15 protein-coding genes are annotated in these 15,995 nt (G+C 67.9%); all 15 read left to right on the top strand.

Going from position 1 to position 15,995, the window contains the following annotated elements:
* The first annotated feature begins 162 nt into the window (after positions 1 to 162).
* On the top strand, positions 163 to 1,155 hold the full coding sequence (locus AB0F43_RS30490; protein ID WP_360484475.1) for a universal stress protein: 993 nt from the start codon (positions 163 to 165) through the stop codon (positions 1,153 to 1,155).
* Positions 1,152 to 3,881 carry a pyruvate dehydrogenase (acetyl-transferring), homodimeric type gene (gene aceE, locus AB0F43_RS30485; protein WP_360484472.1) on the top strand — a complete coding sequence of 910 codons (2,730 nt, stop codon included), beginning with the start codon at positions 1,152 to 1,154 and terminating at the stop codon, positions 3,879 to 3,881. The genes AB0F43_RS30490 and aceE overlap by 4 nt, the downstream gene beginning before the upstream one ends.
* 28 nt (positions 3,882 to 3,909) lie before the next feature.
* Positions 3,910 to 4,866 (top strand): NAD(P)-dependent oxidoreductase, encoded by a 957-nt coding sequence (locus AB0F43_RS30480; protein ID WP_360484469.1) that lies wholly within the window; start codon positions 3,910 to 3,912, stop codon positions 4,864 to 4,866.
* 21 nt (positions 4,867 to 4,887) lie between these two features.
* The gene (locus AB0F43_RS30475) at positions 4,888 to 5,832 is read left to right on the top strand and encodes an NAD(P)-dependent oxidoreductase (protein WP_360484466.1); all 945 of its coding nucleotides are present in this window, start codon (positions 4,888 to 4,890) and stop codon (positions 5,830 to 5,832) included.
* A gap of 5 nt (positions 5,833 to 5,837) precedes the next feature.
* Positions 5,838 to 6,386 (top strand): hypothetical protein, encoded by a 549-nt coding sequence (locus AB0F43_RS30470; RefSeq protein WP_360484463.1) that lies wholly within the window; start codon positions 5,838 to 5,840, stop codon positions 6,384 to 6,386.
* 232 nt (positions 6,387 to 6,618) lie between these two features.
* Complete coding sequence (locus AB0F43_RS30465; RefSeq protein ID WP_360484461.1) at positions 6,619 to 7,287, top strand: V-type ATP synthase subunit D; 669 nt, start codon at positions 6,619 to 6,621, stop codon at positions 7,285 to 7,287.
* The gene (locus AB0F43_RS30460) at positions 7,284 to 7,664 is read left to right on the top strand and encodes a hypothetical protein (protein WP_360484458.1); all 381 of its coding nucleotides are present in this window, start codon (positions 7,284 to 7,286) and stop codon (positions 7,662 to 7,664) included. The genes AB0F43_RS30465 and AB0F43_RS30460 overlap by 4 nt, the downstream gene beginning before the upstream one ends.
* The gene (locus tag AB0F43_RS30455; RefSeq protein ID WP_360484455.1) at positions 7,661 to 9,733 is read left to right on the top strand and encodes a V-type ATPase 116kDa subunit family protein; all 2,073 of its coding nucleotides are present in this window, start codon (positions 7,661 to 7,663) and stop codon (positions 9,731 to 9,733) included. Before AB0F43_RS30460 ends, AB0F43_RS30455 begins: the two co-directional genes overlap by 4 nt.
* Complete coding sequence (locus AB0F43_RS30450; RefSeq protein ID WP_360484725.1) at positions 9,657 to 9,836, top strand: hypothetical protein; 180 nt, start codon at positions 9,657 to 9,659, stop codon at positions 9,834 to 9,836. Before AB0F43_RS30455 ends, AB0F43_RS30450 begins: the two co-directional genes overlap by 77 nt.
* The gene (locus AB0F43_RS30445; RefSeq protein WP_360484452.1) at positions 9,836 to 10,399 is read left to right on the top strand and encodes a V-type ATP synthase subunit E; all 564 of its coding nucleotides are present in this window, start codon (positions 9,836 to 9,838) and stop codon (positions 10,397 to 10,399) included. The genes AB0F43_RS30450 and AB0F43_RS30445 overlap by 1 nt, the downstream gene beginning before the upstream one ends.
* Positions 10,396 to 11,403, top strand: coding sequence for a V-type ATPase subunit (locus AB0F43_RS30440; protein WP_360484449.1), 1,008 nt, complete (start codon positions 10,396 to 10,398; stop codon positions 11,401 to 11,403). Before AB0F43_RS30445 ends, AB0F43_RS30440 begins: the two co-directional genes overlap by 4 nt.
* Before the next feature lie 28 nt (positions 11,404 to 11,431).
* Positions 11,432 to 11,773: a V-type ATP synthase subunit F gene (locus AB0F43_RS30435; RefSeq protein ID WP_360484446.1), complete on the top strand. Its 342-nt coding sequence runs from the start codon at positions 11,432 to 11,434 to the stop codon at positions 11,771 to 11,773.
* Positions 11,770 to 13,572, top strand: a complete 1,803-nt coding sequence (locus AB0F43_RS30430) for a V-type ATP synthase subunit A (protein WP_360484443.1) — start codon at positions 11,770 to 11,772, stop codon at positions 13,570 to 13,572. Before AB0F43_RS30435 ends, AB0F43_RS30430 begins: the two co-directional genes overlap by 4 nt.
* Positions 13,569 to 14,981 carry a V-type ATP synthase subunit B gene (locus AB0F43_RS30425; RefSeq protein ID WP_360484440.1) on the top strand — a complete coding sequence of 471 codons (1,413 nt, stop codon included), beginning with the start codon at positions 13,569 to 13,571 and terminating at the stop codon, positions 14,979 to 14,981. The genes AB0F43_RS30430 and AB0F43_RS30425 overlap by 4 nt, the downstream gene beginning before the upstream one ends.
* Entirely contained in the window at positions 14,981 to 15,943 is a 963-nt protein-coding gene (locus AB0F43_RS30420; protein ID WP_360484437.1) for a TerC/Alx family metal homeostasis membrane protein, read from the top strand. The genes AB0F43_RS30425 and AB0F43_RS30420 overlap by 1 nt, the downstream gene beginning before the upstream one ends.
* Positions 15,944 to 15,995 lie beyond the last annotated feature (52 nt).

Below are 15,995 nucleotides of genomic sequence, written 5' to 3'. Positions count from 1 at the left end.
ACTGAATCGACGCAGGTGCTGGGCGTACTTCAGTAGAGCATCGTTGCCGGGCGTCGGCCATAAGCCCGGTCACAGGTTCGCCGATCGCCGCAGTACCGGGCTCACCGCTGAAACGGCACAGTCGGAGCCGCAGGGCATCCGGGACTGAAGCGGAGCAGCGGTATGACGAAAGCAAAAGCTTTGAACAATCGGGGTCGTCGGGCAGTTCTGGTCGGGGTCGACGGCTCGGTGTCCGCGCAGGGCGCGCTGGCCTGGGCGGCCGCAGAGGCGGCGTCGAGGCACTGTGCGCTTCGCATCATTCACGCCTTTAGTTGGCCGATGCTCGGCAATCCACTGGACCTGACGTACGTCGGGGACACGGACCTCGGCCTGGAATCGGCCGCGGAGTGGGTCCTCACCGAGGCCCAGATGCATGCGCGCGAAGTGGCTCCCAACATTAGGGTAAGCGCTGGCCTGTTCGTCGGGCCCGCTGCTCCGACGCTACTGAACGAGGCGCAGAACGCCGACCTGGTGGTCGTGGGCAGCCGTGGTGTCGGTGGCTTCCGCGGCCTGCTTGTGGGCTCCGTGAGCGCGACCGTGTCCGCACATGCTCCGTGTCCGGTGGTCGTCGTCCGCCCCCACGGACACGGTACGGCGTTCCCCGCCTCACCGATCGGGCGGATCGTGGTCGGCGTCGACGGGTCGGAAATCTCCGCCGCGGCGATCCGGTTCGCCTTCCAGCAGGCGGTCAGCCGCCATACCGGGATCACCGCCGTGCACGCCGCGACACCCACCCGCCGTCACCCGTCACTTCAGATTCCAGCCGACATCGTCGACCAGATCGACCGGCAACTGTTCGCCGAGGCGATGGAGAGCAGACGCGCGCGCTTCTCGGGCATCGACGTACAAGCGGAGCTCGTGCACAGTCACCCTGCCCAGGCCCTGATTGACTTCTCGGCCGGCGCCGAACTGCTCGTGGTCGGGTCGCACGGTCGCGGCGGCTTCGCCGGAATGCTGCTCGGATCGGTCAGTCAGGCGGTCCTGCAACACGCGGCCTGCCCCGTCGCTGTCGTCCGTCCGCACCGGACCTCGTCCGTCAAACCCTCGTCTGCGGGCCGGCTCCGGTGTGCGACCGCATCGCCGGGCGGGCTGCCGGACCTGAAGGAGCTGTCATGACACCGACGCCGAAAGGCCTGCCAGAAAGCCTCGGTTTGCACAGCCAACTCCTCGATCTGGATCCCTCCGAGACTCAAGAGTGGCTGGAATCGATCGACCAGGTGGTCGACCATGCCGGACAGAACCGGGCGCGGTACCTGCTGCTCAGCATCTTGCAGCGGGCGCGTGACCGGCGGGTCGGGGTCGCGAACCTGCGCAACACCGACTATCTCAACACCATCGCTCCCGAGGCCGAACCCGAGTTCCCCGGAGACGAGCACACCGAGCGACGGATTCGCGCCTACAACCGCTGGAACGCCGCGGTCATGGTGCACCGCGCACAGCAGCCCGGCATCGGCGTCGGCGGACACATCTCCACCTACGCCTCCGCGGCGGCGCTTTTCGAGGTCGGGTTCAACCACTTCTTCCGCGGCCGCGATGCACCCGGCGGCGGCGATCAGGTCTACTTCCAGGGTCACGCCTCCCCCGGCATCTACGCGCGCGCGTTCCTGGAGGGACGACTCACCGAAAGCCAGCTCGACGGGTTCCGGCAGGAGCTTTCACACGCCGGGCCGGGCGGCGGACTGCCGTCGTACCCGCACCCACGGCTGATGCCGGACTTCTGGGAGTTTCCGACGGTCTCGATGGGGTTGGGCGCGATCAACGCGATCTATCAGGCCCGCTTCAACCGCTATCTACACAACCGCGGCCTCAAAGACACCAGCCGGCAGCGCGTGTGGGCGTTTCTCGGCGACGGCGAGATGGATGAGCCGGAGTCCCTCGGTGCGATCGGGGTCGCGGCCCGCGAGGAGCTCGACAACCTCACCTTCGTTGTCAACTGCAACCTGCAGCGCCTCGACGGTCCGGTCCGTGGCAACGGCAAGATCATTCAGGAACTGGAGTCGTACTTCCGCGGCGCCGGCTGGAACGTCATCAAGGTGATCTGGGGTCGCGAGTGGGACCCCTTGCTGGCCGCCGATACCGACGGCGCGTTGCTCAACCTGATGAACACCACGCCCGACGGCGACTTTCAGACGTACAAGGCCGAGTCCGGTGCGTTCGTGCGCGAACACTTCTTCGGCCGCGACCCCCGCACCGCCGCCATGGTCGAGCACCTGTCCGACAGCGAGATCTGGAACCTCAAACGCGGCGGGCACGACTACCGCAAGCTGTACGCCGCCTACCGAGCGGCCACGGAGCACACCGGCCAGCCGACGGTCATCCTGGCCAAGACGATCAAGGGATGGACTCTCGGTTCCCACTTCGAGGGCCGCAATTCGACGCACCAGATGAAGAAGCTCACAATCGACGACCTCAAGGCCTTCCGCGACCGGCTGTTCCTGGACATTCCCGACGCTGACATCGACGCCGTCAAGCCGCCCTACTTTCGGCCACCGGAGAACGCACCTGAGCTGGAGTACCTCCACGAGCGCCGTCGTGCCCTCGGCGGCTACCTGCCCGCCCGCAGAGTCACCGGCGAACCGCTCCCACTGCCGGGCGAGGCGGCGTACGCGATCGCCAGGGGCGGCTCAGGCAGGCAGGAGGTCGCCACCACAATGGCGTTCGTCCGGCTGCTCAAGGACCTCATGAAGGACCCGCAAATCGGTCATCGGTTTGTGCCGATCATCCCGGACGAGGCCCGCACCTTCGGGCTGGATTCGCTGTTCCCATCCAAGAAGATCTACTCCCCGCACGGACAGACGTATCTTTCGGTCGACCGGGACCTGGTGCTGAGCTATCAGGAGGATACCCACGGTGTGCTCCTCCACGAGGGCATCACCGAGGCCGGCTCGGCGGCATCCTGGACGGCGGCCGGTACGTCGTATGCCACTCATGGCGAGCCGATGATCCCGCTCTACATCTTCTACTCGATGTTCGGATTCCAGCGCACCGGCGATCAACTCTGGGCGGCTGCGGACCAGCTGACCAGAGGTTTCCTGCTCGGCGCCACCGCTGGCCGCACCACCTTGAACGGCGAAGGCCTGCAGCACCAGGACGGCCATTCGTTGCTGCTGGCATCGACCAATCCCGCGTGCATCGCGTACGACGCTGCCTATGCCTTCGAGCTGGCCCACATCACCGCCGACGCCCTCCGGCGCATGTACGGCGAACCACGTCCAGGCGAGGACCAGAACGTCTACTACTACCTCACTCTCTACAACGAGCCGATCACGCAACCGGCCGAGCCCGCCGACGTCGACATCGACGGGATCGTCGCCGGGATGCACCACTACTCCCCTGCCCCAGCCGGCGACGGTCCCAAGGCACAGATCCTTGCGTCCGGCATCGCGATGACCTGGGCCCTGGAGGCGCAACGCCTGCTGGCGGCCGATTGGGGGATCCAGGCAGACGTGTGGTCCGTGACGTCGTGGACCCAGCTGCGCCGCGACGCACTCGCCGTCGAAGAGTGGAACCTGACGCACCCCGGCCAACGCGCCCGAATTCCCTACGTCACCAGCCGCCTGAGTGACGCGCCCGGTCCAGTGATCGCCGTGTCGGACTGGATGCGTGCTGTCCCCGATCAGATCGCACCGTTCGTCCCCGGCGCCTGGGCCTCATTGGGAACCGACGGATTCGGCCGGTCCGACACCCGCGCCGCTCTGCGTCGACACCTCGGTGTCGACGCCCCGGCCATCACTGTTCGGGTACTGCAGCAGCTCGCCGACAGCGGTCACCTGGACTCGTCTGTGCCGCGTACGGCGCAGCAGGCCTATCAACTGAACAGCTGTTCCGACCCGGTGCCCTGATCGTCGGCGCCGGACTCCAGGAGGAATCGTGCGTGTGTTCGTCGCCGGGGCAACCGGCGTCATCGGTCGCCGTCTGGTGCCTCAGCTCCTCTCGACTGGCCACCGGGTCATCGGTCTGGCACGGTCGCAGGCCGCCACCATCGCCCTCGAGCGCCTGGGCGCCGACGTCGTACACGCCGACGCGCTGGACCACGCCGCCATGCGCCGCGCCGTGCGAGTCGCCGCGCCCGACGCCGTAGTCCACCTGCTCACAGCGAACCCGGCGCGGATCAATCCGAGGCGGCTGGCCCGCGAGTTCGCCCAGACCAACCGCTTGCGCACTCAGGGCACCATCAACCTGGTGGATGCGGCGGCCCAAGCCGGAGCCAAGCGGGTAATCACCCAGGGCTCGGCCGCTGTCTACGAACCGAACGGCGCCGACCCGGCCACTGAGGACGTGCCCTTCTGGCATCGTCCGCCGAGGGAGTTCGGTCCCGTGCTCGACGCCCTTCGGGACCTGGAGGCCCTTACGGCTGAAGCGGGCGGAATCGTCCTGCGCTTCGGTCACCTGTACGGCCCCGGCACTATCTACGGGGCCGGTGGATCGCTCGTCGACCAGGTTCAGAACCGCACTGTGCCGATCGTTGGACAGGGCACCGGCACGTTCTCCTTCATCCACACCGATGACGCCGCGAGCGCCATCGTCGCAGCACTCGAAACCACCGTCGACGGTGCACTGAACGTGGTCGACGACCAGCCCGCGCAGGTCCGCGAGTGGCTTCCGGTGCTGGCCGAACTGGTCGGTGCACCTCCGCCAGTGCATCTTCCGCTGCCAATGGCCCGACTGGCCCTCGGCAGCTGGGGCGTCGCCTTGATGACCCAGCTGCGCGGCGCCGACAACACCAACGTCAAACGCGTCCTCAACTGGAACCCGACGTACCGCTCGTGGTGGCAAGGGTTCGTGGCCGAGCTGGCTCATGCCGGCGGCCCGCAGGCGCGGCCATGACGAACCCACCGAGGAGGAATCATGCGCGTCTTCGTAGCCGGAGCGACCGGAGTGATCGGTCAACGGCTGCTGCCACTGCTTGCCCTCAAAGGCCACGAAGTCATCGGTCTGGCCCGGTCGGACGATGCCGCAACGGCGGTCAAGGGCCTCGGTGCCGAGGTCGCCAGAGCCGATGCACTGGACTCCGGAGTGCTGGCGCGCGTGGTCAAGGACGCCGCACCGGACGCGGTCGTTCACCTGCTCACGGCCATCCCGGCCAAGATCAACCCGCGGAGAATGCGGCATGACTTCGCGCGAACCAACCGGCTGCGCACCGAAGGCACCCGCAACCTGCTGTACGCCGCCCAAGAGGCCGGAACCAAACGTGTCATCACTCAAGGCCTTGCCTGCATCTACGACCCCCACAGATGGGTGCCGGCCACCGAGGCTACGCCCTGGTGGCGAAACCCACCGAGCCAGTTCGCGCCTGTTCTCGCCGCTTTGCGAGAGCTCGAAGCGCGCACGAAGCGAGCCGACGGACTCGTGTTGCGACTGGGTCAGCTCTACGGCCCCGGCACGATGTTCGCACCGAACGGATCGTTCGTACGCCAGGTTCAGTCCGGAAAGATGCCCCTCGTCGGATCCGGCTTCGGGACCTTCTCCTTCCTTCACGTCGACGACGCGGCCGCGGCCATTGCCGCGGCGCTCGACAGCACCGCCACCGGCGCTCTGAACATCGTCGACGACGATCCGGCGCCGGTGCGCGAGTGGCTACCCATCTTGGCGGAGCTGCTCGAAGCTCCTGCCCCAAGACAGGTCCCAGTGGCCCTGGCACGACTGACCGCCGGCGGCTGGGGAGTCGCATACATGACCCAGCTACGCGGCGCCTACAACATGCGCGCCAGATACACCCTCGACTGGCGCCCGCAGTACGTGTCCTGGCGGCAAGGATTCGCCGCGGAGCTGACCCGCGCGGCCCAACGCTGACGCGAGTGCTGCCGGTGATCGGCAACGTGGTGCTCTGGAAGTCGGCCGACCAAGGGCGGTGCCAGTACGTCGTCTACTGGCAAGCATGGAAGGAGATCAACACTCTGGAAGGGGTGGGAGCTATGACGACTGAGCTGCCGAACAACCGCGTACCAAACCGGCAGGCATTGTCCGATCCGGCGTACCAGGCTTTTCTGGTCTTGCGGACGGTCTTCACGGTGGCGCCGATCCTGTTCGGCCTGGACAAGTTCGCCAACCTGCTCACCGACTGGCCCGGCTATCTGGCCCCGTGGATCAACGACATCGTCCCTGGCTCCGGCCAGGACGCCATGTACGTGGTAGGAGTCATCGAGATCGTCGCCGGCATCGCGGTCGCCCTGATCCCACGCTACGGAGCACTCCTGGTAGCAGCCTGGCTCGCCGGCATCATCCTCAACCTGCTGACCATCCCCGACTTCTACGACGTCGCGCTTCGCGACTTCGGCCTCCTCGTCGCAGCCCTCGCGCTGTGGCGGCTCGCAACCAAGTACGCACCGGCCCGACACGGCTCCTGACCTCGCACGGGGACAGCCACCTGAGCCTGTCCGAGTCGATCCGGCGGCATCCATCATCGATTGTTGCCTTGAGCAACACGAGTTTTCACATCCTGCCACCGCCCTCACTCATCTCACGCTTGCCGGTTCCCGGCAACCAACGCGATCCAACCTTCGCCGAAGGTGTCACTACCCGGCCAGGCGGTGGAGCGGCAAGGTCAGAGGTACCCGATCAAGCATCCGGGAGTGCGCCATGGAATCCGTTATCGCCACCCGAAGTGAGTTGCTCGACCGCCGGCGGCGGGCAGTCTTCGTCGCTCAGGGCCGCGATCTGCTGAAGGACAAGAGAACCGCGCTGGTGCGCGAGTTCCGGCACCACCGGACCGAGCTCCTGGACGGGCTGGAACAACTGCGGAATCTCGCGGTCCAGGCCCGGCAGCTTCTCGACCAGGCGACTGCGGTCTGCGGCCCGGAGGCTCTCGCATCAGGTGCTCTGGCCGCCGCGACAGGGATCGGCTCGCACCTGCAGTCTCGGACCGTGGCAGGCATCCAGGTGTTCGAACTGCGCCACGATCCCGTCCGTCGCAATCCAGCGACCCGCGGTTGGGCTCCTTCCCTTGTCTCAGCCCATCTGGACGCCGTGGCCGCGGCCTATGAGGACCAGTTGGAGTGGCTGCTGGACCTGTGCGCGGTGGAGCTGAGCGTACGGCGGCTGGCCACGGAGATCGCCCAAACCACCAAACAGGTCAATGCCCTGGACAACATCGTGCTCCCCAAGCTGCACGACGAGGCGCGCCGGATCACACTGACACTCGACGAGCGCGAACGCGAGGAACACGCCCGGCTCAGACGAGCGCGAACGCGCGGAGCTGCCCGTGAAGTCGGTGGCGACACGCCCAACCGCACATGGAGCGCGGCATGAGCCGCACAACCGACGACAGCGAGAGGATCAACCATGCGACGCCGCACGAGTTGGTGCGGAAGCTCGAGGATTCGATCGCCGCCCGGCTGGCCGCGGCGAATCATGCCCGCGATGAGGTGGCACTAGCTCAAGTGCAGGCGGATCACCTCATCGCCGAGGCCGAAGCGCAGGCGGCGGAGGTGGCGCGGCAACGGGCAGCCGCGATCCTGTCCGCCGCCCGCGCGGAGGCCAGCCGGTTGACGCAATCCGGTGTCCAGCGCGCGGCCGACCTGACCGCTGTCGCTGCCCGCCGCCGCGACCAGGACGTCGCTACTGTCGTCGCCGCGGTCCTGCCGCAGCCGGCCGACTCGACGCGGGAAGAGGTGAGCAGGCCGTGAGGGTTCCACTCACCCAACTTGAGGTCGTCGGGCTCCGCCCCCGCCTGGACGACGCCCTGGCTGCCCTGCAGGAGCTTCGCCTGGCCGAAGTTGTGACCCTCGTCGATCCCGGTGAGCCAGCGCCCGATCTGGCTGACCTCATCGACCGGACCGAGGCAGTGATAGCGCTCGTCGACCAGCCAACGACCGGACCCGTGCTCAGCGACACCGTCCTGCGGACGACTCTCGACCGCCTCGAACCCCAGGTGGCAAAGCTGCTGGCCGATGAAGAGGAGCTGCGCGGCGAGGCCGAGTCACTGCCCCGGTCTATCGAGGCCCTGGACCCGCTACAGCCACTCGTACCCGAACTGGGCCGGTTGAACGACCGGCAGCTGGCGAACCTGGGCTTGGCCAGTATGGCGCTGGTCCTCGACGACCCGGATCTGCGAATCGTCCCCGAGCTGATCCGGCAACTCGCGGAGCTGCTCGGCCGAGGACACTTGATGGTCACCTCTGCGGCGACGCCCGGTAGCCCCGTCGGTTGCTTGCTCGTGCTTCGCCGCGGAGACCTGCCCAAAGTCGGCGCGCTGCTCGGCACGGAGCGCATCGTCGAGGTAGGTGTCCCCGCTGCCTACGCCGGCAAGTCGCTGCGTGCGACCGTCGAGGCGATGCGCGAACGACTCGCCGTACTGCCGGGTGAACGCCAACGCGTACGGGCCCAACTGGCCGCCACGATCAAGCCGGTCGCGGGGTCACTGCACGCCACCCTCGCCACGCTGCGAGCTCGCGCGGAACGAGCTGTTGCGGCCACACAGGCGGATCTGTCCTCGCGCACGTTCGTCCTCAGACTTTGGGTTCCGACCAAACAGACCGCGCGGGTCGAGCAGGCATTGGCAGACAGACTCGGCCGTGCGGTTGCCGTCGAGCGACTGGACACTGGCGCACAGGCCGAGGACCAACCGGTACTGCTGCGGAATCGGGCCGGTTGGCAGCCGTTTCAGCAGTTGGTCGGGCTCCTGTCCTGGCCGGCGCGCGGCGACCTGGACCCCACCGGGCTGACAGCGCTGGCATTGCCGCTCTTCTTCGGCATCATGGTCGGCGACGTCGTGTACGGCGCCATCCTGATAGCCGCCGGGTGGTGGCTCAGATCGCACCGGGCCAGAAAGAGCACCCTCGGTGAAGCCGGCCGGGTGATGTTGCTCGGCGGTGCCTGGACCGTCCTGTTCGGCGTTTTGTACGGCGAGGCGTTGGGCAGCCTCGGCCACAGCATCGGCCTGCCAGCTCTCTGGTTCTACCGCGGCGGACCGACCGCCCTCCAGCCGTTGCTGCTGTTCGCGTTGGCCATCGGCCTTGCGCATGTCGTCTTGGGACTGGTGCTGGGTGTCTGGACAGCCGCCCGCGGACACCAGCACCGGCATCTGGCCTCCAAGGTGGGAACCCTTCTGGTCCTGGCCGGCCTTTTCGGGTTGGCCGGCGTCGCCGCCGCCGGATTCCCCGCAGCGGTGATGTCCCCAGCGGTTGCCGCGCTTGTCGTCGGTGTGGTCGTGGCCTGCGTGTCCCAGGGCGCGCTCGGGCTGTTGCTGGGTCCACTCGATCTGCTCGGTGCCCTCGGCAACGTCTTGTCCTACCTACGGCTGGCGGCGGTCGGTCTGGCCTCGACGTACCTGGCGGAGGTCGCCAACCAGCTCGGCGCCAGGGGCCCACTGCTGCTGGGAGTCCTCGTCGCCGCCCTGTTCCATGCGCTGAATCTCGCCCTGGCGGCCTTCAGCCCGACGATCCAGGCGCTTCGGCTGCACTATGTCGAATTCTTCGGGCAGTTCTACGAAGGAGGTGGCCGACTCTTCGCACCTCTCGGGGGGTTCCGTTGCCCTCGGCCCCGAGCCCGAGCGCGCCACTGCGCTGCGCTCCCCCGCCACCAACTCACCCGATCCGATCCCGGTCGGGTCATCTGTCTGAAAGGACATCATCATGGAACTCGGATTGATTGCTCTCGGCGCCGGTCTCGCGGTCGGCCTGTCCGCACTCGCCACCGGCTATGCCCAGGCGCGGATCGGGGCCGCGGCCATGGGCGCGGTGGCGGAGAAGCCTGAGCTGACCGGCCGCGCGATCCTGCTCGTCGCCATCCCGGAAACGCTGGTCATCCTCGGGTTCGCGGTCTCAGCGATGATCATCCTGCTCCTCGGCGGCAACTGATGGCGCTGCGCGATCTGCTCACCGCGCTCGAGGAAGAAGGAGCAGCTGAGCACGACATGGCTCAGCAGGACAGGCGCCGGCAAGCAGCTCAGCTCCTCGCCGATGCCCACGAGCGAGCCGCGACGATCCATCAGGACGCCGTGACAGCGGCCGAAGCCGCGGCCCGGCGGGAGGCGGAGGACCTGTTGATCACCGCGCGGTTCACGGCCCGCCGGGCCGTCAGGACCGCGCGCGACGACGCGCTGGAGAAGGTCCTCAGGCAGGTCCGCGAGCAACTGCAAGCCCTGCCCGGCACCCCAGACGGCCCGAGAATGGCGGCCGCCTGCCTGGAGGAAGCAGTAACGGCGCTGCCCCAGGCTACGACGGTGCACGTTCACCCGGCCGACGCGGCGACGTTGAGGCACGAAGCCACGGTCCGGGTCGTCGCCGACCTCGAACACGGCGGCGCCATCGCCGAGGACGACCAAGGCCGCTACATCGACAACACCTACCTCACCCGGCTGGCGAACACCTGGCCGGAGATCCGTGCCGAACTGAGCGGCTCCTGGAATCAGGACTCATGACGTCCCGGCCCGACTTCATCGCCGGCAACACCCGGCTCCGTGCGCGCCTGCCCGCCTTGCTCGACCCAGCCGGCTACGACCAGCTCGCCGGCGTCTCCCGCGAGGCAGCCGCCGAACTGCTCGCCGCGTCGACCTACCGTCCCTACTTGAAGCGCGACCAGGTAGGCGACCACCTGCTTCTCGATGCGGTCGGGGAGCGACTGCGCGACCTGCTGCGCGGAGTGCGAGGACTGTACGTCGGTATTGCCCGCACCGCAGTCGCGGTGTTGCTGGCCCGGCACGACCTACACGACGCCCTTGCGCTGCTGCGGGGTGCGCGCACCGGGCAGCCCGCAACTGTTCGACTCGCCGCCGTGATGGGTATCGGTGCGCTCGACCAGCCAACCGCCGCCGATATCGCCGCCGCACCTGACGGCGCAACAGCTGTCCTGCGGCTCGCCACGCACAGGCTCCCGGATCCGCTGACCGCCCGGGCGCTGCCGGCGGCCTGGGAGCAGTATGAGCTACACGATGACCCTGACGAGTTCGAGACCACCATCGCGGCGGCCGCGATTGACGGCTGGATCGACCGGCTGGAACGGGTAGGACGGGCCGCCCGACCCGTCCTCGACCTTGTGCGGGCTGAGTGTGACCGCGCCAACTTGCTCGCCGCAGTGCGCGACCCGGCAATGGAGATGCCGCGCCTCCTCCCCCCAGGGCTGGTGCCCGAATCGGCGTTGCAGGCCGCCAGGCGAGGCGATCCGCAACCCGTCGTAGCCGCCCGTCCCGGATGGCGGCATCATCTCGAACAGCACGTCCGCAGCGGCGACGTCGCTGCGCTCGAATGGGATCTGGATGTCGCCATGTGGCGCCAGGCTGTGCGCGGGTTGCGGCGCGGCGACCCCCTCGGTGCGGACATCCCTGTCGGCTACGTCCTGGCCGCCGAATGCGAGGCGCGCACTATCCGGCTCCTGCTCTCAGGTCTCGCCCCCGGCTACGACGTCCGCGACCTACTCGTCCGATGACCACGACACCGATCGGAAGGACCAGCCCATGAGCGACGCACTCGTCATCGCAACCCCCATGACGGCCATCGGTTATCTCCTCGGCGGCGCCCGAACTGTTACGGCAGTCGATGCCAACGAAACCGTCGCCGCGGTCGCCGCAGCGATCGCGGACGGCCGGGCCGCGGTCGTCGCCGTCCACGGGGCACTTTGGTCAGCCGTTCCACCGCAGGTTCGCGCGGCCTGGGCCAAGCAGACCAGCCCGCTCATCCTCAGCCTCCCCGACGAGGACGGTGACGTCTCCGCGGCCAAGGACGCGGCGCTTCGGGACCTGCTTGCCCGCGCGATCGGCTACCAGATCACCTTCACACCCAGCGGAGGTACCCCATGACCATGCCCGGACAACACACCAGGCTCGCGTCATCACGGTCACCCGGGGGTGGACGCAGGCAGGTGGCCACCGACAGCGGACGGGTAGTCAGGATTTCCGGACCCGTGGTCAGTGCCACCGATCTGCCCCACACCCGCCTGTTCGACGTGGTCCGGGTCGGCGCCGAACAACTCCTCGGTGAGGTCATCAAGCTCGACGGCGACCTGGTGGTGATGCAGGTCTTCGAGGACACCACGGGACTGCAGGTCGGCGAACCGGTCGAGGCGACCGGCGAACCCCTGTACGCCGAACTCGGACCTGGACTCCTCGGCGCGATCCTCGACGGCACCCAACGACCGCTGCAGAGCCTCAGCACGGACAGCGATGTGTACATCGCCCGAGGCGCAGACCCGCCCCGCCTGGACCGCGACCTGCGGTGGAAGTTCCGGCCCGCCGTCGACGTCGGGGACCGCGTCGGACCCGGTGACCTGCTCGGATCGGTGCCCGAGGGGCGCGCCATCGAGCACCGGATCCTCGTGCCGACAGGCATCCGTGGGGTCGTCACGGCGGTCCGGCCAGGGCCGGCCACGGTCCTTGATCCTGTCGTGGACATCGATGCGCGTCCGGTGGCGATGATGCATCGGTGGCCGTTGCGCCTTGCCCGTCCGGTCGCGAACCGACTGCCGCTCAGGGTGCCGCTGATCACCGGCCAGCGGGTCCTCGACCTCCTCTTCCCGGTCGCCCGCGGCGGCAGCGCCATCATCCCGGGCGGCTTCGGGACCGGCAAGACGGTGCTGGAACAGGCCCTGGCCAAGTTCTCGACCGCGGACATCGTCGTCTACGTCGGCTGCGGCGAACGCGGCAACGAGTTGACCGAGGTGCTCGAGGAGTTCCCGGAGTTGTCCGATCCGCGCAGCGGCGCCCCGCTGATGGAGCGGACTGTGTTGATCGCGAACACGTCCAACATGCCGGTCGCCGCCCGGGAAGCCAGCATCTACAGCGGGATCACGATCGCGGAGTACTACCGGGACCAGGGCTACAACGTCGCCATGATGGCCGACTCGACCAGCCGCTGGGGCGAGGCGTTGCGCGAGGTCTCGAGCCGGCTGGAGGAGATGCCAGCCGAGGACGGCTACCCCGCCTACCTGGCCACACGCCTGGCCGGCTTCTACGAACGGGCCGGCGTGGTCCAATGCCTCGGCACACCGGAACGCACCGGGTCAGTCACGATCGTCGGCGCCGTTTCACCGGCCGGCGGTGACTTCTCCGAGCCCATCACCCAGAACAGCCTGCGGCTCGCGGGCTGCTTCTGGGCGCTCGACACCGCCCTGTCCCGACAACGCCACTTCCCCGCCGTGAACTGGCTGCGCAGCTTCTCGCAGTACGACCTCGACGAATGGTTCGACCAGGAGATCGGCCCGGACTGGTCGCCGCTGCGCCGCTGGGCAGCAGCAGGCCTGCAAGACGAAGGCGCCCTGCAGGAAGTGGTGTCCTTGCTCGGCGTCGAAGCGCTGGCACCCGAGCAACGGATCAGCCTACGCATCGGGCAAGCCCTGCGCGAAGACCTGCTCCAACAGTCCTCGTTCGACGACCTCGACGCATCCTGCCCACCGCCACGACTGCTGGCCATGCTGCGCGTAATCCACGAGACTGCCGCCGCGATGAGTTCGGCCCTAGAGCGGGGCGTCGCCATCACCGAGATCACCTCCGCAAGCGTGCTGGTCGAGCTCGGCCGGATGCGCCGGTGGCCGCCCGGCGCCGTCGACGACTCCGCCACCCGCCTCATCCAACGGATTGCCGAAGAAATGAGCTCGCTGTGACCACCACCGAAGCCCACCCCCTCTTCACCATCGGGCACCACACCGTGACCCGGGTCGCCGGCCCCCTCATCGTCGTAGACGGGATGGACGGCGTCGGGTACGGGGAACTGGTCGAGGTCGAGACCGGCGACGGCTCGGTCCGGGACGGCCAGGTGCTCGAGCTCGACGGCTCACTGGCCGTCGTCCAGGTCTTCGGCGGCACCGCCGGAATAGGACGCCGCGGAACCTCCGTACTCACCCGCGGCCGCACAGCCACGACCGGTGTCGGCACAGACTACTTCGGCCGCGTCCTCGACGGAGCCGGCCGGCCGCGTGACGGCGGCCCGCAACCTGTCCCGGACGACTACCGCCACGTCAACGGCCTCCCCCTCAACCCAATCACCCGCGCCCACCCCGACCAATTCATCGAAACCGGTGTCTCGGCGATCGACGGACTCACCACGCTCGTGCGAGGCCAGAAGCTGCCGATCTTCTCCGGCGCCGGGCTCCCCGCGAACAGCCTCGCCGCTCGGATCGCCGCCCAAGCCCGCGTGCCCGGCGACGACGCCGAGGTCGTCGTCATCTTCGCCGCCATGGGCGTGACTCGCCGCGAGGCGGAGTTCTTCCGCACCGAGTTCCTCACCGGTGGTGCGGCCGCCCGCAGCGTCCTGCTGCTGAACCTCGCCGACGATCCCACCATCGAACGGCTGCTGACGCCCCGGGTCGCGCTCACGATGGCCGAGTACCTGGCGTTCGAACAGCACCGGCACGTCCTCGTCGTGATGACCGACATGACCGCGTACTGCGAAGCACTGCGCGAGATCTCCGCCGCCCGCGAGGAGCTGCCGGGCCGCCGCGGCTACCCCGGCTACATGTACACCGATCTCGCAGCACTGTACGAACGGGCCGGCCGGGTCCGCGGCAGCACCGGATCACTCACCCAGCTGATGATCCTTAGCATGCCGGACGACGACATCACCCACCCGATCCCAGACCTCACCGGCTACATCACCGAAGGCCAGATCGTGCTCTCGCGTGAACTCGACCGGCAAGGCATCGACCCCCCGATCGACGTACTGCCGTCGCTGTCACGCCTGATGAACGCCGGCATCGGCGCCGGCAGGACCCGCGCCGACCACCGCGGCCTCGCCGATCAGCTGTATGCCTGCTACGCCCGGGGGCGTGAGGTCCGGCGCCTGATGTCGATCGTCGGCGAGAGCGGACTGCCCGCAGCGGACCGGCGCTATCTTGCCTTCGCCGCGGCCTTCGAACGCACCTACCTCGGACAGGGACCAGACCGCCGTACTCTCACCGGTACCCTCCAGCTCGGGTGGCGATTGCTGTCGCCGTTCCCGGCAGCCGAGCTGCGGCGCGTCAGCGCTGAACAGCTGGCACGCCATCACCACGAGGCGACAGTGACCGATGATTGATGGCCGTTCCCACGCTTGTCTGGGCGCTGACGATCCTCGGGATCCTTGCTCTGCTGCTGTTCGACTTCTTCTTCCACGTCCGCGCCGCCCACACTCCGACCCTCGGCGAGGCAGCAATCTGGTCTGCCGTCTACGTGGGCATCGCCGTCCTGTTCGGCGTCGGCGTCTGGCTCCTGGGCGGCGCGGCGATGGGCGGCGAATACTTCGCCGGCTACATCACGGAAAAGGCGTTGTCGGTCGACAACCTCTTCGTGTTCCTCATCATCATGGCAAGCTTCAACGTGCCGCGCGCCGACCAGCAAAAGGCGCTGCTCTTCGGCATCGTCTTCTCTCTCCTCGCGCGCACCGCCTTCATTTTCCTCGGCGCTGCGCTCGTCAACTCCTACGCCTTCGTGTTCTACCTCTTCGGGCTGACCCTGCTCGTCACGGCCGGCCAAATGCTCAAACCCGAGACTGCGACGGGCCGCTCGGCGAACAATGTCGCCGTCCGCCTCGCCAAGAGATTCCTGCGGACCTCTGAAACCTACGACGGCGACAGACTCTTCACCATCGACAAGGGCCGGCGGGTGATGACGCCGATGCTGCTCGTCATGGTGGCAATCGGTGGAACCGACGTCCTCTTCGCGCTGGACTCCATCCCGGCGATCTTCGGCCTCACCCAGAGCGTGTTCGTCGTCTTCACCGCCACCGCGTTTTCTCTGCTGGGCCTGCGACAGCTGTACTTCCTCATCGACGGACTACTGGACCGCCTCGTCTACCTGTCCTACGGCCTCGCCGCGATCCTCGGCTTCATCGGAGTCAAGCTCATCCTGCACGCGCTGCACGAGAACCACCTGCCCTTCGTCAACGACGGCCGGCCCGTCCACGTCCCCGAGATCAGCACAGGCGTCTCCTTGAGCGCGATCGCCGGCATCCTAATCGTCACGGTCATCGCATCACTGGTCAGTGCCCGGACCCATTGACGAAGGCGAACTACGACGCTTGGCCCGGCGCCTGCAGGAGCCACGCTGACTG

Origin of the sequence: Kribbella sp. NPDC023972 (assembly GCF_040639075.1) — a bacterium.
Lineage (GTDB): Bacteria > Actinomycetota > Actinomycetes > Propionibacteriales > Kribbellaceae > Kribbella.
Note: the sequence above shows the minus strand (reverse complement) of the source record. Positions and strands in the feature narration are given on the sequence as shown.